This is a genomic window from Pseudomonas sp. P5_B3 (genome assembly GCF_056400405.1).
This window is the reverse complement of record NZ_JBFULI010000053.1, coordinates 23129-39720: the sequence shown is the minus strand read 5'-3', so window position 1 is coordinate 39720 and position 16592 is coordinate 23129. Positions and strand designations below refer to the sequence as shown.

The following is a 16592-nucleotide window of genomic DNA, read 5'->3' as shown; positions in this document are numbered from 1 at the left end:
GTGAGTGCTGGGATAACGCCCCGATGGAGCGTTTCTTTGGGAGCCTTAAATCAGAGTGGGTGCCAGAAGATGGCTACAACTCTGAGCATGAAGCCCGCATAGACGTGCAACGCTACGTGATGCGTTACAACAACGTCAGGCTCCATAGCTACAACGGCTATCGTTCACCGGTAGCTATGGAAAAACTGGCGGCATGAAAACCGTAACTGGTGTCCAAAATTAGTTGACCAGTTCAAGCTCGCTCCCACATTGGTTTTCGGTGACTTTCAGGTTTGTGAATTGAACCCCCTTTGCCCCTGCAAGCCGCCCGTGTGGACGAAGATCAGCCGCGTGCCCCGGGTGAACTTGCCCGTGGCGACTTGTTGCTTGAGGGCCATGAGTGCCTTGCCGGTGTACAGCGGTTCCAGGGGAATGCCGCTGGCCTGTTCGGTCTTCTCGATGAACTCGATCAGCAGCGGATCGACCTTGGCAAAACCGCCGCGACTGGCCTCGACCAGTTCATATACCGCATCGATCAGACCCGCTTCCTGCACGATCCGTTCGACCTGCTGCGCCACCCCATGATCGCCTGGCACCGCCAGCGCACCGTAAACCGGATGATCCCCCGCTTCGGCCAGCACCAGGCCCGCCAGGGTCGTACCGGTTCCACAGGCCAGCCACCAGGCGTCATAGTCACTCCAGCCCAATCCTTCCAGTTGCGCGCAAACGCTGGCCCGCAGTTGCATGCAACCCAGGGCGCCAGGCAAACCGCCTCCCCCTTCAGGCACCGGATGCAACGTCGGGTAGCGGGTTTGCCAGGGTTGCCAGAAACCCGCTTCATGCCTCGCTCGATAGCCTGCGTAACCCAGCCAGTGCAACTGCATGCCGAACGCCTGCAAGTCTTTGACCGTCGGAGTTTCCTGAGGGTGCCCGCGCAACAGGCCAACGGTGGCAAAGCCGAAACGCTTGCCCGCCGCCGCCAACGCGTGGAGGTGATTGGAGTGCGCTCCACCCAGGCTGATGAGGCCTTCGGCACCAACACGGTCGGCGGTCTTCAAGTGTTCGATGAGTTTGAACCATTTGTTGCCGCTGATCAGCGGGTCGATCTGGTCCAGACGCAGGATTGCCACTTCGATGTCGGCGTGGGTGAGCCAGTCGAGGTGGAGGAGTTCGAGGGGGGCTTTAGGAAGCCAGTTGTCTGGAAGAGAAAGCATGATGCCGGATCTTTGGAAAGACCCGGCATCTTAGCAGCTGACTTGTGGTGAGGAGGCAAGCACCTCACCACAGGTTTTGTGAACAGCCTGATTAGCTGGATTACAACTGCGCCGCCAATCGCGAACCCTGATTGATCGCCCGCTTGGCATCCAGCTCTGCCGCGACATCCGCGCCGCCGATCAGGTGCACACTCTGCCCCGCCGACACCAGACCGTCATGCAATTCGCGCAGCGGATCCTGACCGGCGCAAATCACGATGTTGTCCACTGGCAGCACCTGCGGCTCTCCGCTGTCGCCGATGCGGATGTGCAGGCCTTCGTCGTCGATCTTCAGGTATTCAACGCTGTTGAGCATCTGTACCTGCTTGTTCTTCAGACCGGTGCGATGAATCCAGCCGGTGGTCTTGCCCAGGCCGTCACCGACCTTGGATGTCTTGCGTTGCAGCAGGAACACCTCGCGTGCCGGCGCATGGGGCGCAGCCTTGATACCGGCAACACCACCGCGTGCCTCAAGGTGCGCATCGATGCCCCATTCCTTCCAGAACGCGGCACGATCCTGACTGGTGGCGACGCCTTCATGCACAAGGAACTCGGAGACGTCGAAACCGATACCACCGGCACCAATCACCGCGACGCGCTTGCCGACCGGTTTGCGCTCCAGGATCACGTCCAGGTAGCTCAGCACCTTGGCGTTTTCCACCCCCGGAATGGCCGGCACGCGCGGCGCAATGCCGGTGGCCAGAATGATCTCGTCGTAGCCGCCTTCGACCAGTCTGGCCACGTCGACGCGGGTGTTCAGGCACACCTCGACGTTGGTGGTCTGCAACTTGCGGTTGAAGTAGCGAATGGTCTCAAAGAACTCTTCCTTGCCCGGAACACGCTTGGCGATGTTGAACTGACCGCCGATTTCGCTGGCCGAATCGAATAGCGTCACCTGATGGCCACGCTCGGCGGCCACGGTCGCGGCGGACAAACCGGCCGGGCCGGCACCGACCACGGCGATTTTCTTCAGCTGCTGCACGGGCAGGTAATTGAGTTCGGTTTCGTGGCAGGCACGCGGATTGACCAGGCAACTGGTCAGCTTGCCGCCGAAGGTGTGATCGAGGCAGGCCTGGTTACAACCGATGCAGGTGTTGATTTCATCGGCGCGACCTGCAGCGGCCTTGTTGACGAAATCCGGGTCGGCGAGGAACGGCCGCGCCATGGACACCATGTCGGCATCACCCTCGGCCAGGATCTGCTCGGCCACTTGCGGCGTGTTGATGCGGTTGGTGGTGATCAGCGGAATATTGACCGAACCCCGCAGTTTGGCCGTGACCTTGCTGAAGGCCGCGCGCGGCACTTTGGTGGCGATGGTTGGAATCCGCGCTTCGTGCCAGCCGACACCAGTGTTGATGATGGTCGCACCGGCCTGCTCGATGGCCTTGGCCAGTTGCACGATCTCGTCCCAGGTGCTGCCGCCTTCGACCAGGTCAAGCATCGACAGACGGAAAATAATGATGAAGTTCGGGCCGACCGCTTCACGCACGCGACGGACGATTTCCACCGGCAGGCGCATGCGGTTTTCATAGCTGCCGCCCCAGCGGTCGGTACGGTGGTTGGTGTGGGCGGCGAGGAACTGGTTGATGAAGTAGCCTTCCGAACCCATGATTTCCACACCGTCGTACTCGGCGGTTTGTGCCAGTACCGAACAGGTGACGAAATCGCTGATCTGCTTCTCGATGCCCTCCTCGTCCAGCTCCCTGGGCTTGAACGGGTTGATCGGCGCCTGGATCGCGCTCGGCGCAACCTGTTTCGGGCTGTAGGCATAGCGACCCGCGTGGAGGATCTGCATGCAGATCTTGCCGCCTGCCTCGTGCACGGCACGGGTGACGATACGGTGCTTGAGCGCCTCTTCTTCGGTGGTCAGCTTGGCCGCGCCGGAATACACGCCGCCTTCATCGTTCGGGCCGATACCGCCAGTGACCATCAGGCCGACACCGCCACGGGCACGTTCGGCAAAGTACGCCGCCATGCGCTCGAAACCACCCGGTTTCTCTTCAAGGCCAGTGTGCATCGACCCCATGAGGGTGCGATTGCGCAGTGTGGTGAAACCCAGGTCCAGCGGAGCCAACAGGTGCGGGTATTGAGCGGCGGTCATCGGTAACTCCACATCGAGCGATCACGGAAAGTGCAGGAGCTCTATGGCCCCCATCAGTCATGTTCGACAGACTAAGAGTCGCGCCGCTGGTGCTCAATGACCGTAACTGACAACTTATTGATCGAAATGAGCAGGAGCATTAGGCAAACGGGAATGACTCAAAACAAAAACGACCTTGCGGTGCAGGTCCGGGTTGAAACCTGCACCATGAAGGTCGCCATCTTTCGGACTCGGGACAAGCCCGCAGGATTTACGCGCATGACCGGCTTAGCATGCGCTTGCGACAATCCCCTGAGGCGCAACGTAGTCGTCCTGTTTTTTCGCTCGCTGAGTCAGCACCAGCATCGTCAGGAATCCGAGCACAATCAGTACCGGATAAGCCATCAACAGTTCGGAAAGGGAATACTTCCAGGCCAATGGGCGCCCGACACCCAGCATGGCGGCATACATCCAGGACACTGCCGACAATGAGCCGCAGGCCAACGCCAGCATCCGTGCACTGAATCCGAGATTGAGCAACGAGCCTGCCTTCTGCAGGGCCGGCAGTACCATACGATGCAACAAGACACCGTTGTAACTCAGCAACGCTACAATAATGACTTTGGCTTGAAGCTTTGGATTCATGAAGTAATCGAGACCTTTGTCCAGGTAATCAATACCGACGACAGCGACACCCGTTACCCACAGTGCTATCAGTGCAACAACGACTGACTTTTGAAGACTTTCCATGTGAGCATTATCATGCTCAGTGACTACTTTGCGCCTTAACAGGTCTTTAACCATAGCGACATCACTGGTCAATACCAAACCAATGGCCACACAACACGCCACCAAGTGAACGTAAATAACCCCCAGACGAAAAAACTCCAGAAATTCTTTATTTTCCAGCAGACTCATTATTGTATTTATCGCCACGGTATTTTCTCCACCTTATTCGACAGTACAGATCGACTACTTGACAGGTTTTTTACTTATTAAAAATCCTGTGCGACCTTACTTCTAAAAGATAAGCCAAATCATGGACTCGGCACTGTTAACCTCATTGACCCGCTCGGCAAATCAATGACCGGTTTGTTTATCACCTCCCTGAGTTTCAGATAAAACCCCCCATTTGCATTCACTGCTTTTGAGATTCAACTTCCACTTCTTTTTGCGATTTCAGGGGCAGGTCATGACTGACGTGCTTAGGAGTCAGAGGGCGAAGACGCTCCAATGTTCATTTCTCGAGCAACCCACCGACAAACGGTGCGTTGCGCAAGTGCGCCTGAAGCGATAGCAACAAGACAACTTTCACGCTACGCCCCACCACAACTGGCCTGCTTAACTACATGCACTTCAATAATCGCTTATTGGATCCACTAGTTGTTATACATCCCATAACATGCGCAATAGCGAGCAACTCTCATCCAGAGCAAACTCCGACTGCGAATTCCACGGTGATTCGGCCACCCTTTCAGGCAGATGGCAACGCAGGATCAACTTAAACAATAAGGGTGTAAACCAAGTCCCTGCACTCATGCTCAAAACCCGAAGTAAACAAATGCCGTAGCTGCCGCCATACCCCATGCGGCCAACGCCATGACTGTTGAATTGTACGGTAATCGGGATTCGCTCAAGCGCTGCAAGCCTGGCTTCGAAAACCCGGTTTGGTCATATCGGCAATCCATGATTGCGCGGTAGGTATATCGCAGGCCGACTAGCAGAAACAGGGTGATCAGGCCGAGGACAAGTCCACGCCTGACAGGCGGTTTAACCAAGGGTGCAAGGTGATCCTGTTCGCAGGCAATGCTATTGACTTGCGCAACGGTAATGAGTTGATAGTCCGTCGAAGACCGCTTTGGGCCAATTTGCATCGCCACCTGTTGCTCTAGATCCAACACCTGATACTTCCAGAGCGTTGACGAACCATTGCGGCAGAAGGTAAACGCTGCAGGACTTGAGACGGCGATAATAAAAGCGTCGTTGATGTCCAGTTTTTTCAGCGTTTCTGTGGCTGACCTGGTGAAGCCCAGGTCGAAGACCGAAGTGATCCCGGTAGCAGAAGCCGCGACCGCGACCAATAGGCTGCTCAAGAGGCAGATGGCTGAAATGTTCAAGGCCGGGTTTCCTTTTTCCATTGTTTCTTTGATTTCGCAGTTCGGTTCCAACCTGCCTTGATGAGTTCCAGTACGCTGCTGGCACCCCGATAGCTGATGGGCAATTGAATGGAAGGAGAAAGGGAGGGCATCCATTGCCCTCCCCTCCGCGGTCCACGCTCCCTGCGACAGTACTGACCAGGACCTCAAGTGGCCAGAATGAAGTCCGTCTGATCAACGGCCGCGCTGCTGACACCCACAAGGCGGATGGAGTCCGCTCCGATCCCCACCACCGTGTCCGCCCCGTCTGCCGTTATGGTCAGGCTGGCAGCGAACGTCGCGCTGGTGATCCCCATCCCCGTGACATTGAGCAAGTCCTGCTCTGCGGCCAAATTCGCTCCGAAGTTCAGGATCGTATCGTTGCCGAAACCCGCGGCAGCAAACACGAACGTATCGTTGCCGGCCACGCCGCCACTCATCACGTCATTACCGCCACCGCCGATGAGAACGTCGTTACCCGCACCACCCACGATATTATTGCCGAGCGCGTTGCCGGTGCCCGCGAAGTTGCCGCTGCCGCCGAAAAACAGACTTTCGACGTTGGCACCCAGGGTGTAGCTCGCGAGCGAGGTCCAGACCGTGTCGTTGCCGCCACCGGCGTTCTCGCCTACCACGTCCCCAAGGTCGGTGACTTCGTAGACATCGTTGCCAGCACCGCCGACCATCGTGTCGGCACCTGCGCCACCGATGAGCACGTCGTTACCCGCACCGCCCACGAGCGTGTTGGCCAGCTCGTTGCCGGAGCCCGCAAAGTTGCCGCTGCCGCCGAAAAACATATTCTCGACGTTGGCACCCAGGCTGTAGCTCGCGAGCGAGGTCCAGACCGTGTCGTTGCCGGCACCGGCGAGCTCGATCACCACGTCCCCAAGGTCGGTGGCTTCGTAGATATCGCTGCCAGCACCGCCGGCCATCGTGTCGGCACCTCCGGCACCGATGAGGACGTCGTTACCCGCCCCGCCCGCGATCGTATTGCCGAGCACGTTACCGGTGCCCGCGAAGTTGCCGCTGCCGCCGAAAAACAGAYTCTCGACRTTGGCRCCCAGGGTGTAGCTTGCGAGCGAGGTCCAGACCGTGTCGTTGCCGGCACCGGCGAGCTCGATCACCACGTCTCCAACCTCGGTGACTTCGTAGATATCGCTGCCGCCACCGCCGGCCATCGTGTCGGCACCTCCGRCACCGATGATGACGTCGTTACCCGCACCACCCGCGATATTATTGCCGAGCACGTTACCGGTACCCGCGAAGTTGCCGCTGYCGCCGAAAAACAGACTCTCGACATTGGCACTCAGGGTGTAGCTCGCGAGCGAGGTCCAGACCTCGTCGCTGCCGCCACCGGCGAGCTCGGTCACAACGTCCCCAGCGTCGGTGACTTCGTAGACATCGTTGCCATCACCGCCGGCCATCGTGTCGGCACCGACACCGCCGATGAGAATGTCATTGCCCGCGTCACCATTGAGGAGGTCGTTGCCGCCCAAGCCGTTCAGGATGTCGTTGCCAGCACCTCCGCTGGCAATGTCGTCGCCTGACGTGCCGGTCCATATGTCGACACCGGCAGTACCGACAAACACAACACCGGCGGCCACCGGGGCCGTAGCGTCGGACGCAATGCTTTCGGCCGCACCGAAGTCATCCACGTAACTGACCACCACGCGCACCTGATCGCCGACCTGAGCCTGGCCAAGCGTGAACGTGCTGGCGGTGGCTCCGACGATGTCGACGAAGGTGACCCCGTTGGTCTCCTGCCACTGGAAGGTGAACTGCGCATTGCTGAGGCCATCGACGTCGATGATGGACGACGTGTCGGCGGTCAACACCTGGTCCGGAAACGCAACCCCGAGGATGGTCGGCCCTGCGGTCGGTGCGTTGTTCCCCGACGAGTCGACGATCTCCAGCGTACCCTGGGCATCCTGATACACCGCCCGAACGCGAATGTTCAGACCGGCGACATCGTCCGCGACCAGATAGGTGGCACCGATCGACCGTGATACCTCGCCAGCGGCGAAAAAGGTGATGTCTTCAAAGATGCCCGAACCCGGAACGTTTTCGACCTGCCAGTAGTAAGCCACGGGACCGGTAACCGCGCCGGTCGGATTGGCTGCACTCACGTTGTCCGCGTCGCGGACCGACTGGTCGCTGACGCGCAGCAGTTGGCCGGCGACAGACGTATCGGTACGCGCACCGGTGGCAGCATCGAGGATTGCCAGACGCCCCACAGGACCACTGTTCAAGACGGTGCCAACGCCGGACGCCTGCGCCTGGTCAGCGAACTGCAGACGCTCGATGCCCGTCAGGCGATCGACGCCATCACGCCCGGCCACCAGGTCGGTCACGACGACGGCGTTGCCATCGACAGCGACTGTGTACTCCGACGCATTACCGGAGAACACCGCGGTGTCGAAGCTGTCAGTGCCGGTCAGAATCTCCCGCACGATGACCAGCTGGCCCGGGTTGTAAGTACCATTGAGCATCGCCTGAACCATCGGCGCCATGCTGTCGAACGTAGCGATTTCCGCGCCAGTGCCATCAGCGTTCGCCCGTACGCTGATGCGTACGTTCAGCCACTTGTCACCGTCGATGATGTCGTCACCACCGCGACCTTCGATGAGGTCACTGCCGCTGCCACCGAGGATGATGTTACCGCCGTCGAAGAACGTCGCTCCAACTGGCAACAGGCCCGCCAGACCGTTGATCAGGCTGATGTTGGTCAGCACACTGCCGGTTGCACCCGCGGTGGGTAGCGATGTCGCATCTTCGCTATCACCGCGCAGGAAGTCACCGTGGGACGAACCCGACAGCCCTTCCATGATGTCGAAACGCACCAGCGCCGAGGCGCCCGAACCTGGCATCGGTGGCACATCGAAGAAGCGGTCGCTGTAATCGATGGTCACGCCCTGGGCGAGATCCTTGAAGGTTGCCCAGTCATAGCCGGAGCCGCCGATATAGCGGTCACCGAAGCCGAGACTGCCGACCATGATGTCGTCGCCGCCTTCGCCGTTGAACTTATCGTTCTCGTTACCGCCGATGAATACATCGTGGCCGATCACCGGGTCGTTGCCGAGCGGATCGAAGTTGTCGCCAGGGGCACCATCCGAAGTGCCCTTCTCGATCCAGTCGTCGCCTTCGTTACCCATGTCCTGTTCGTTGGCTTTGCTGCCCAGGATGAAGTCGTTGCCCTGGCCACCAATGGCTTCGGAGGCATCCTCACCGGTCACGATGAAGTCGCTGCCGAACCCGCCAATGATCAGGTTGATGCCGTTGCCTCCGTGCAGCACGTCGTTGCCGTCGCCACCCTGGATGTTATCGTCGCCGCCGGTGTCGGTGATGATGTCGTCGCCGACGCCACCGCGCAGCTGGTCGTTGCCGTTACCGCCATCGATGCGATCGTTGCCGCCATCACCCCAGACCGTGTCATCGCCATCACTGGAGATGAGGATGTCTGCGTTGTCGGTGCCACCCAGCACGATGTGCTCTTCACCGTTGTACCGGATGTAGTTGGTGTCCAGTCCCACGGTCAGCGGATTGTCGCGGAATACCACCTGCCCGGCATTCGGGCCGAGCGGATCGGCGGCGAGCAGGCCATCGTTGTATTGCTTGCTCAGGTCCACTTCCAGGTAGAGCCCTGGGTCCGAGAACACCAGGCCAGGCAAGTGCGTGGCCGAGGTGTTGGCCATGATCAGCTTGGCGAACGAGTTGCTTTCAAGTTCGGCATTCATCGACAGGCCAGAGGTACGCTCCAGGTAGTAGAAGCGGTCGCCGTCCTGCAGTTTTTCCAGCTGGTTCTCGAACACGAAGTTGAAGGTCGAGCCGAGCATGCCGCCGAACGGGGTTTTCGCTTCGGCCAGGCCGCCGATCCACAGGTCGATGGCATCGACGCCAGTGACCGTCACACCCTTCAGGTCGTCGGCAGTACCCAGCAGCCCATCCTTGCCGGCCAGCGTTACGTTGGCAAAGGCACCGGTGCTGTTGAGGAAGTCCAGGCGGTCAGCCGGTGCACCCGCACCACCGAAGACCAGCGCCAGGGCTGCAGCGCGTTTGCCCTCCATCGTGGTCGCCCCTGTGATCGTGTCATGCGTGCCATAGGCCGCGATGAAGTTGATCAACGACTCCGGATGTTTGAGGTACTGCACCAGATCGACCCAGCTGGTGTACGGCTTGAGTTGGGTATCACCGGTTTGGCTGTAGATGTCGCGGCGGATCGCATTGAGTGAGGGAATCCCCACGTCGCGGCCACGGGCGAGGTTGAGCGCCGGCAGGTCGAGCGGCAGGCCGAGCAGGTTACTGCGCAGCGCATCGGTGACGAACTCGTCGATTTCGTTACCGGCTTGCCGAGTCACCCCACGTATGATCGCACTGGTCGCATCCTCTGGCGACACGCCACTGGCGGCGTACGCCAACGGGTTGAGGAAGGCTGCGATCAGGCCAGTCTGTTGATTGCCCAGGGCATTCGGATTGCCGTCGCCCACCACGTTGAAGTTGATATCGAAGCGATCGACGGTCTCGGTCAGCATCGAGTGGCCAAACCGGTACACGGTGTGGGCGAACTCGGCGACGATCGAGGCATCGAGGTCGACGTCATAGACCTGGGTCGGTGCGAAGAACAGGTCGACTCTGGGCTGGATGGTCCGCGCAAACTCCTCGAACACCAGGTGCTGATACTGCATTTCGGTGCCGAACTTGGCAGCCTGGAACAAGCGCTCGCCATTCCACTGCAGCGCATCGAACTCGGCCTGGGTGGTTGGCAATGCGGCCACCGGATTGAGCAGCCACTCGTTGAGGAAGGCCACGTCACCCGAATCGAGCACGGTATCCTTGGTCTGCGCAACCAGCCGGTTGTGCTCGGAGTGGAAGATCGCATGCACCGCGGTCAGGCCGATGTTCTCGTTGACCCGGCCGTCGCCAGCGATGTAGTGAGCGTCGAGCAGTTCGTTGTCATAGGTCAGGTTGTTGCCGCCCGCGTCAACGGGCTGCGCATTACCGACAGCGGTATCGGCATCCGCCAGCAGAACCCCACCGACGATTACCGGTGTTGCATTGTGGGCGATGTCGACGAGGAACTGGTGACCGGTACGCACAGCATTGGTCAGGTCAAGGGGAGCAAGCGGATCGCCTTCGACAAGGACGTCATCCGGCGTGCCACCAAGACCGTCAACGCCCTTCATCACCACCATCGGGAAACCGTTCGGCCCCTTGATGAAATTGCCATAGGCGTCTGTCGCCAACAGCGGGGCATTATCGACGTCGGCGTCGGTCAGGTTGATGCCGAGAATGTCACGGGCTTGCGCCTTGACTACCTTCCAGGTCGCCATGCCACCGATTTCGACGTCGTCCGCAGTACCAAACTGGCCATCCGCGCCCAGATCACGGTTGGTGATCAGCCTGCCAGTCGCTATAGGGCCAGTGTCGGTCAGTTGATAAGCGCGCAAGAACACCTGATGCGACGGGTGCGAGCTATAGGTCTGGTTCTGGTCCACGAACGGCGAGGTGGTGTTGGTTTGCTCATGGATGTCGTCGGCCGTACCAAGAATGCCATCCGCCCCTGGCAGGTTGGTCGCGCGGGTCAGGACCATGAAGTTCGTCGGGCTACCAGGGACAAACAGTGGATCATCCGGTTGCAGTGGAATGAAGACGGTGCCCGAACCACCTTTGGTGACCAGGTCCAGACCATGATCGAAGAACTGTCCGAAGAAGGTCATCCAGGCGTTGAACGGCGCGGACAACCCCGCGTCCGCCGCGACGTTCTCGAAAAAGTACACATCGTGATCATCGGCAGTACCGAACTGACCATCCAGGCCGGGGCTGGCGACAATCTGTACGCCATCCTTGAGCACGTCGTCGTTACCCACCGCGCCGAAGTTCAGCACGCCGTCCAGGCCCGGGTTGAAAGCCGTGGCATAGGCCGCCGGGTTGTTCGCTGTCTGATCGACGATCAGGTTACTGATGGTGCGTGGCTGCGAGTCAATCACAAGGCCGCTGTTCTGCGCATACGACGTTCCCCCTTCCGCCGGATTGAAGACCGGATCGGTCAAGCGCGGAAAGACGTTATCGGCGGCACCAAACTCGGTGTTGTTAATGCCGTTGAGGTTCATCAGGTTGTTGTTCGACCCGTCGACCGCACGCAGGCCCAACGGCGCGCGGATATTCGGGATCAGCGAGAGGATGTCCTGACCGGCCGCATCAGCCTCGGCAATCTTGATCTGGTCAAGAATGAAGTTGAGGTCGGAGCGGACCATGTGCAGGCCCGCGCCACCCGCGGTGGCATCGACTACAGGCACCAGCGCCGTTGGCGTGACCGGTGCACCGGCAACGATGGCAGCCGTCGGCGTGGAGAACAGGATCTCCGTGGTGCCATGACCGTCCTGATAGATCGCCTTGACCCGCAACGACAACCCGGCGAGGTCAGGAGAGACCTTGAACGCGGTACCGTCGGCGCTTTGGAACGCCAGGTCGCCAGCCGGCAACAGGATGATGTCCTCGAATACGCCGCTGCCAGGAGTTGCCTCGAATTGCCAGATGTAGGACACCGAGGAGTTGGTGATCAAGCCCTGCGGATTACCCGCCGCGACGTTGTTGGCATCACGCACCCCGGCCACGCTGACAGTCAGCGTGTCGCCCACTGTTATCGCTCCGCCGTTTCCATCCGTGACGGTAGGACTGCCAACCGGTTGGGCATTGAGCCCATCCACCAGAACTAGCTGGTCATCGGCGAATTGCAGGCGTTCGATATGCAGCAGGGTATCGGTGCCGTCGCGACCCGCGACACTATCGATCACTGTATAGACATCGTCCGCCAAATCGGCCGTGCCGCGGTCGTCAACGGTAACCGTATACTCGCCCTGAACCCCGGAGTAGATGGCGGTGTCGAAGGCCGCCCCGCCCGTCGAGGTGCCGGGCATGATTTCCCGCACGGCCTTGAGTTGACCCGGGTTAAAGGTACCGTCCAGCATGAACGGAATCATATCGACCATGCTGTCGAAGGTAGCGATCTCAGGGCCGGTATGGTTGACGTCACCGGCGGCATAAACGGCAATTCTGACATTGATCCATTTGTCGCCATCGATCAGATCATCGCCACCGCGGCCTTCGATCAGGTCACTGCCATTGCCGCCGAGGATGATGTTGCCAGTGGCAAAGCCGGTGACCGGCAAACCGGCATCGGCCAGGAACTGGTCCAGTCCCCGGATCAACGCGACATTGGTCAGCGCACTGCCCGTGGTACCACCGTGGTTGATGATAGTGACCGCATCGACATCATCGCCTTTGAGCACATCGCCGAAACTCGAACCGGACAAGCCTTCGACCTCGGCAAAACGGTCAAGAATCGAGGCTGGCGAGGCACCGACCGGATTGAATATGCCGGCATTCTGGTTTGGCGCGTTACCATGTGGCTGCGCCAGTGCGGCCAGGCTCAGGTCAACGGTCACGCCGACCTTGTCATTCTTGTAGGTGACCCAGTCGAAACCGGACATGCCGTCCATCTTGTCCTGGGCATCGCTGCCGACAAAGATGTCGTCGCCACCCTCGCCGATCATTTCGTCGAAGCCGCCACCACCGGTAAAGATGTCGTTGCCGATCACATCGTCATTGAGCAACGGCGAGAAGTTATCGCCAGGCGCACCGTCCTGGGTACCCTTCTCGATCCAGTCATCACCTTCGTTGCCGGTCGGTGGCAGGTTGGTCTTGGCACCGAGGATGAAGTCGTCACCCTGACCGCCGAAGGTAGTGCTGATGTCTTCGGTGGTGATGATGAAGTCCTGGCCATCGCCACCCAGGATCAGGTTGCCTGCAGCAAGCATGCTGCCAACCACAATCACATCGTTACCGGCATTGCCTTCCAGACGGTTGTCGCCGAAGGAGTCGCTGATGATGTCATCGCCCGCGCCGCCCAGTACCGCATCGTTCCCGGCACCGCCTTCGAGGCGGTCGTTGCCGGCGTCGCCGTAGATGGTGTCATCGCCGTCACCGGAAATGATGATGTCATTGCCGGCAGTGCCGCCCATGACGATATGATCTTCACCGGTGTAGTGCAGATAATTGGTGTCCGGCCCCACGGTGTCGGGGTTGTCGCGAATCACCAGCGGCACGACTTCCACGCCGTTGATCATGATGCCGCCCGTCGGATCGGCACGGCTGTCCACGCCCAGGCCGGTGAACTGGGCGGCCTGATTCACTTCGAGGGTGAACGTCGGCGTCAGGAACACGGTGTTCGCCAGGTGGGTGACATCGGTGTTGAGCATGATCAGCTTGGCAAAGGAGTTGTTCTCAAGCTCAGTGCCGAAGTTCAGGCCCGCGGTACGCGACAGGTAGTAGAAGCGGTCGCCGTTCTGCAACGCCTCCATCTGGGTTTCAAACACGAAGTTGAACGTCGAGCCGAGCATGCCGCCGAACGGCATCTTCTGTTCGGCGAGGCCACCGACCCAGAAGTCGATGTCGTCGACACCCGTGACCGTCACACCTGTCAGGTCATCTGCAGTACCCAGTACCCCATCCCTGCCGGCCGTCGTTATGTTGGCATAGGCTCCGGTGCTGTTGAGGAAGTCCAGGCGATCAGCCGGCGAACCCGCAACATTGAATACCAGCGCAAAGGCTGCAGCGCGTTTGTCTGCCAGCGTGGTCGCCGCCGTGATCGAAGAATGCGTACCAAAGGCTGCAATGAAGTTGACCAGCGACTCGGGGTGCTTGAGGCTGTCCGCCAGGTCAACCCAACTGATGTACGGCTTGAGTTGGCTGTCGCCGGTTGATGCGTAGAACTCACGGCGCGCCTCATTCAAGGTGGGGATGCCCGTGTCGCGACCACGCGCCAGGTTCAGGCTCGGCAAATCGAGCGGCAGACCGAGCAGGTTGTTGCGCAACGCTTCGGTGACGAACTCATCGATCTCGTTGCCGACCTGGCGGGTCACACCGCGAATGATCGCCCCTGCCGCCTGGTCCGCAGTCACCCCGCTGCCGGCGAACGCCAGGGGGTTGAGGAAGGCTGCGATCAGACCCAGTTGCGAGTCCGGGTTGGCCGGGTTAGTGAGGAGCGGATTGAACGCCGGGTCGAAGCGATCGACGGTCTCGGTCAACATCGAGTGACCGAAGCGGTACACCACGTGGGCGAACTCGGCGAGGATAGCCGGGTTGATCGAGGTGTCATAGCCGCTGGGCGCAAGGAACCCATCGACCTGCGGCTGAATGGTCCGCGCGAACTCTTCGAACACCAAGTGTTGGTACTGCATCTCGGTGCCGAACTTGGCGGCCTGGAACAGGCGTTCGCCGTCCCACACCAACGCTGCAATCCCGGCGGGTGTAGTCGGAATCGCGGCCACGTCGACCGCCAGCCACTCATTGAGGAAGGCCAGGTCGCCGGCGGCTATGAGGGTGTCCTTGGTTTGCTGGACCAGGCGGTTGTGCTCGGAGTGGAACACATGGTGCACGGTGGTCAGGCCAATGTTCTCGTTGACCCGACCGTCGCCGGCAATGTAGTGGGCGTCGAGCAGTTCGTTGTCATAGGTCAGGTTGTTGCCACCCGCGTCAACGGGCTGCGCATTGCCGACAGCGATGTCGGCATCCGCCTGCAGTACCCCGCCGACGACGACCGGCGCGGCATTGTGGGCGATGTCATCGAGGAAGCCATGCCCGGCACTCACGGCGTTAGCCAGACTGATGGGAGCTGCCCGGTTGCCTTCGACCAGTTGAGTGACGTCATCCGCCGTCCCGGCGATGCCGTCAGCACCGTTGCTGATGCGAATCACCACCTGCGGCATGCCGTTCGGCCCGCGGATGAAGTTGCCGTACGCATCGGTTGCCAGCAATGGCACGTTATGTACATCGGCATCAGTCAGGTTGATGCCCAGAATGTCACGGGCCTGGGCCTTGACCACTTTCCAGGTCGCCATGCCGCCATTTTCGCCGCTGCCATCATCGGCAGTGCCGAACAGGCCATCGGCGCCGAGATCGCGGTTGGTAATCAAGCGTCCGGTTGCAACAGGATCGCCGTCCGCATTGAGCACGTACTCGCGCAGGAACACCTGATGCGAAGGGTGTGAGCTGTAGGTCTGGCTCTGGTCGACGAACGGCGAGGTGGTGTTGGGCTGGCCATCATCGGCAGTGCCGAGTACTCCGTCTGCGCCGGGGGTACGCACCGCACGTGGCAGCACCATGAAATTGGTCGGGCTGCCCGCTACGAACAACGGATCGTCCGGTTGCAGCGGAATAAACACGAAGTCGGTAGCGCTCTTGGTGACCAGGTCGAGACCGTGGTCGAAGAACTGGCCGAAGAAGGTCATCCAGGAGTTGAAGCTGGCGGTCAGGCCGACGTCCGGCGACACGTTGGGCATGAAGAACACGTCCTTGTCATCGGCCGTGCCGAACACGCCATCCAGCCCGGGGCTGGTGACTATCTGTACGCCAGGCTTGAGTACGTCGTCATTACCCGCACCCACTACGCCGAAGTTGAGTACACCGTCCAGTCCCGGGTCGAACGCTGCGGCATAGGCCGCCGGGTTATTGGCGGTCTGGTCGACGATCAGGTTACTGATGATCCGTGGTTGCGGATCGGTCACCGACCCTGTCCCGGCGTATGCATCCAGAAACGAGGGATCGAGCAGGCGCGGGAAAGCATTGTCCGCAGCGCCAAACTCGCTCTGGCCGGTGACCAGGTTGTTGAAGCTGCCATCGACGGTACGCAGGCCGAACGGCACCTGAGTGTTGGGAAGCAAATCAATGAGGCTGGTGCCGTCGGCATTCGCTTCTGCGATAAAGATTTGCTTAAGGATGAACTCCAGGTCCGACTTGCTGAAATTGGCCATTTTGGATTGCCCTCGATCTGTCTGGGTAAAGGCACGGGACGAGAAAATCCTCCCGCGCCAAGTCAAGTGCTGGTTTGCGCAGTTTGTTTTTTATGTTTTTTTGCGAGAGCTCTGGCGCTACCCGGGACCCGGGATACGCGCCTGGAATTCGCGAAATGAATTGCTCGCCGGGCGATCAGGCAGAGCGGATTCGAGCCCTGGGCGGGTCATGGAATCTGGAAGTGAAGGCGAACGTCCTGGACACCACCTTCCCTCTGCAAAAGCACGAAATGATCGACATGAATCGGCTCCTCTCGGGAAAGTCACCGCGCCTTGCATTGCCAAAGCGATGGCAAAC

At 60.0% G+C, this 16592-nt stretch carries 6 protein-coding genes; 1 reads left to right on the top strand and 5 read right to left on the bottom strand.

Annotated elements, in window-relative coordinates; genetic code table 11:
* The coding region (locus AC1DRN_RS24540; RefSeq protein WP_457265921.1) for an integrase core domain-containing protein at window positions 1-197 on the top strand (197 nt) is incomplete at its 5' end.
* A 69-nt stretch (window positions 198-266) separates the two neighbouring features.
* On the opposite strand, the gene AC1DRN_RS24535 is transcribed toward AC1DRN_RS24540, so the two are convergent.
* From AC1DRN_RS24535 to AC1DRN_RS24515, 5 genes are all read right to left on the bottom strand, one after another.
* Entirely contained in the window at window positions 267-1193 is a 927-nt protein-coding gene (locus tag AC1DRN_RS24535) for a 1-aminocyclopropane-1-carboxylate deaminase/D-cysteine desulfhydrase (protein ID WP_223462315.1), read from the bottom strand.
* 100 nt (window positions 1194-1293) lie between these two features.
* On the bottom strand, window positions 1294-3333 hold the full coding sequence (locus tag AC1DRN_RS24530) for an NADPH-dependent 2,4-dienoyl-CoA reductase (protein WP_223462316.1): 2040 nt from the start codon (window positions 3331-3333) through the stop codon (window positions 1294-1296).
* A 267-nt stretch (window positions 3334-3600) separates the two neighbouring features.
* Window positions 3601-4248: a hypothetical protein gene (locus AC1DRN_RS24525; protein ID WP_223462317.1), complete on the bottom strand. Its 648-nt coding sequence runs from the start codon at window positions 4246-4248 to the stop codon at window positions 3601-3603.
* A 605-nt stretch (window positions 4249-4853) separates the two neighbouring features.
* Window positions 4854-5564, bottom strand: coding sequence for a hypothetical protein (locus AC1DRN_RS24520; RefSeq protein ID WP_317851127.1), 711 nt, complete (start codon window positions 5562-5564; stop codon window positions 4854-4856).
* A gap of 50 nt (window positions 5565-5614) precedes the next feature.
* Window positions 5615-16255, bottom strand: a complete 10641-nt coding sequence (locus AC1DRN_RS24515) for a peroxidase family protein (RefSeq protein ID WP_477786827.1) — start codon at window positions 16253-16255, stop codon at window positions 5615-5617.
* Window positions 16256-16592 lie beyond the last annotated feature (337 nt).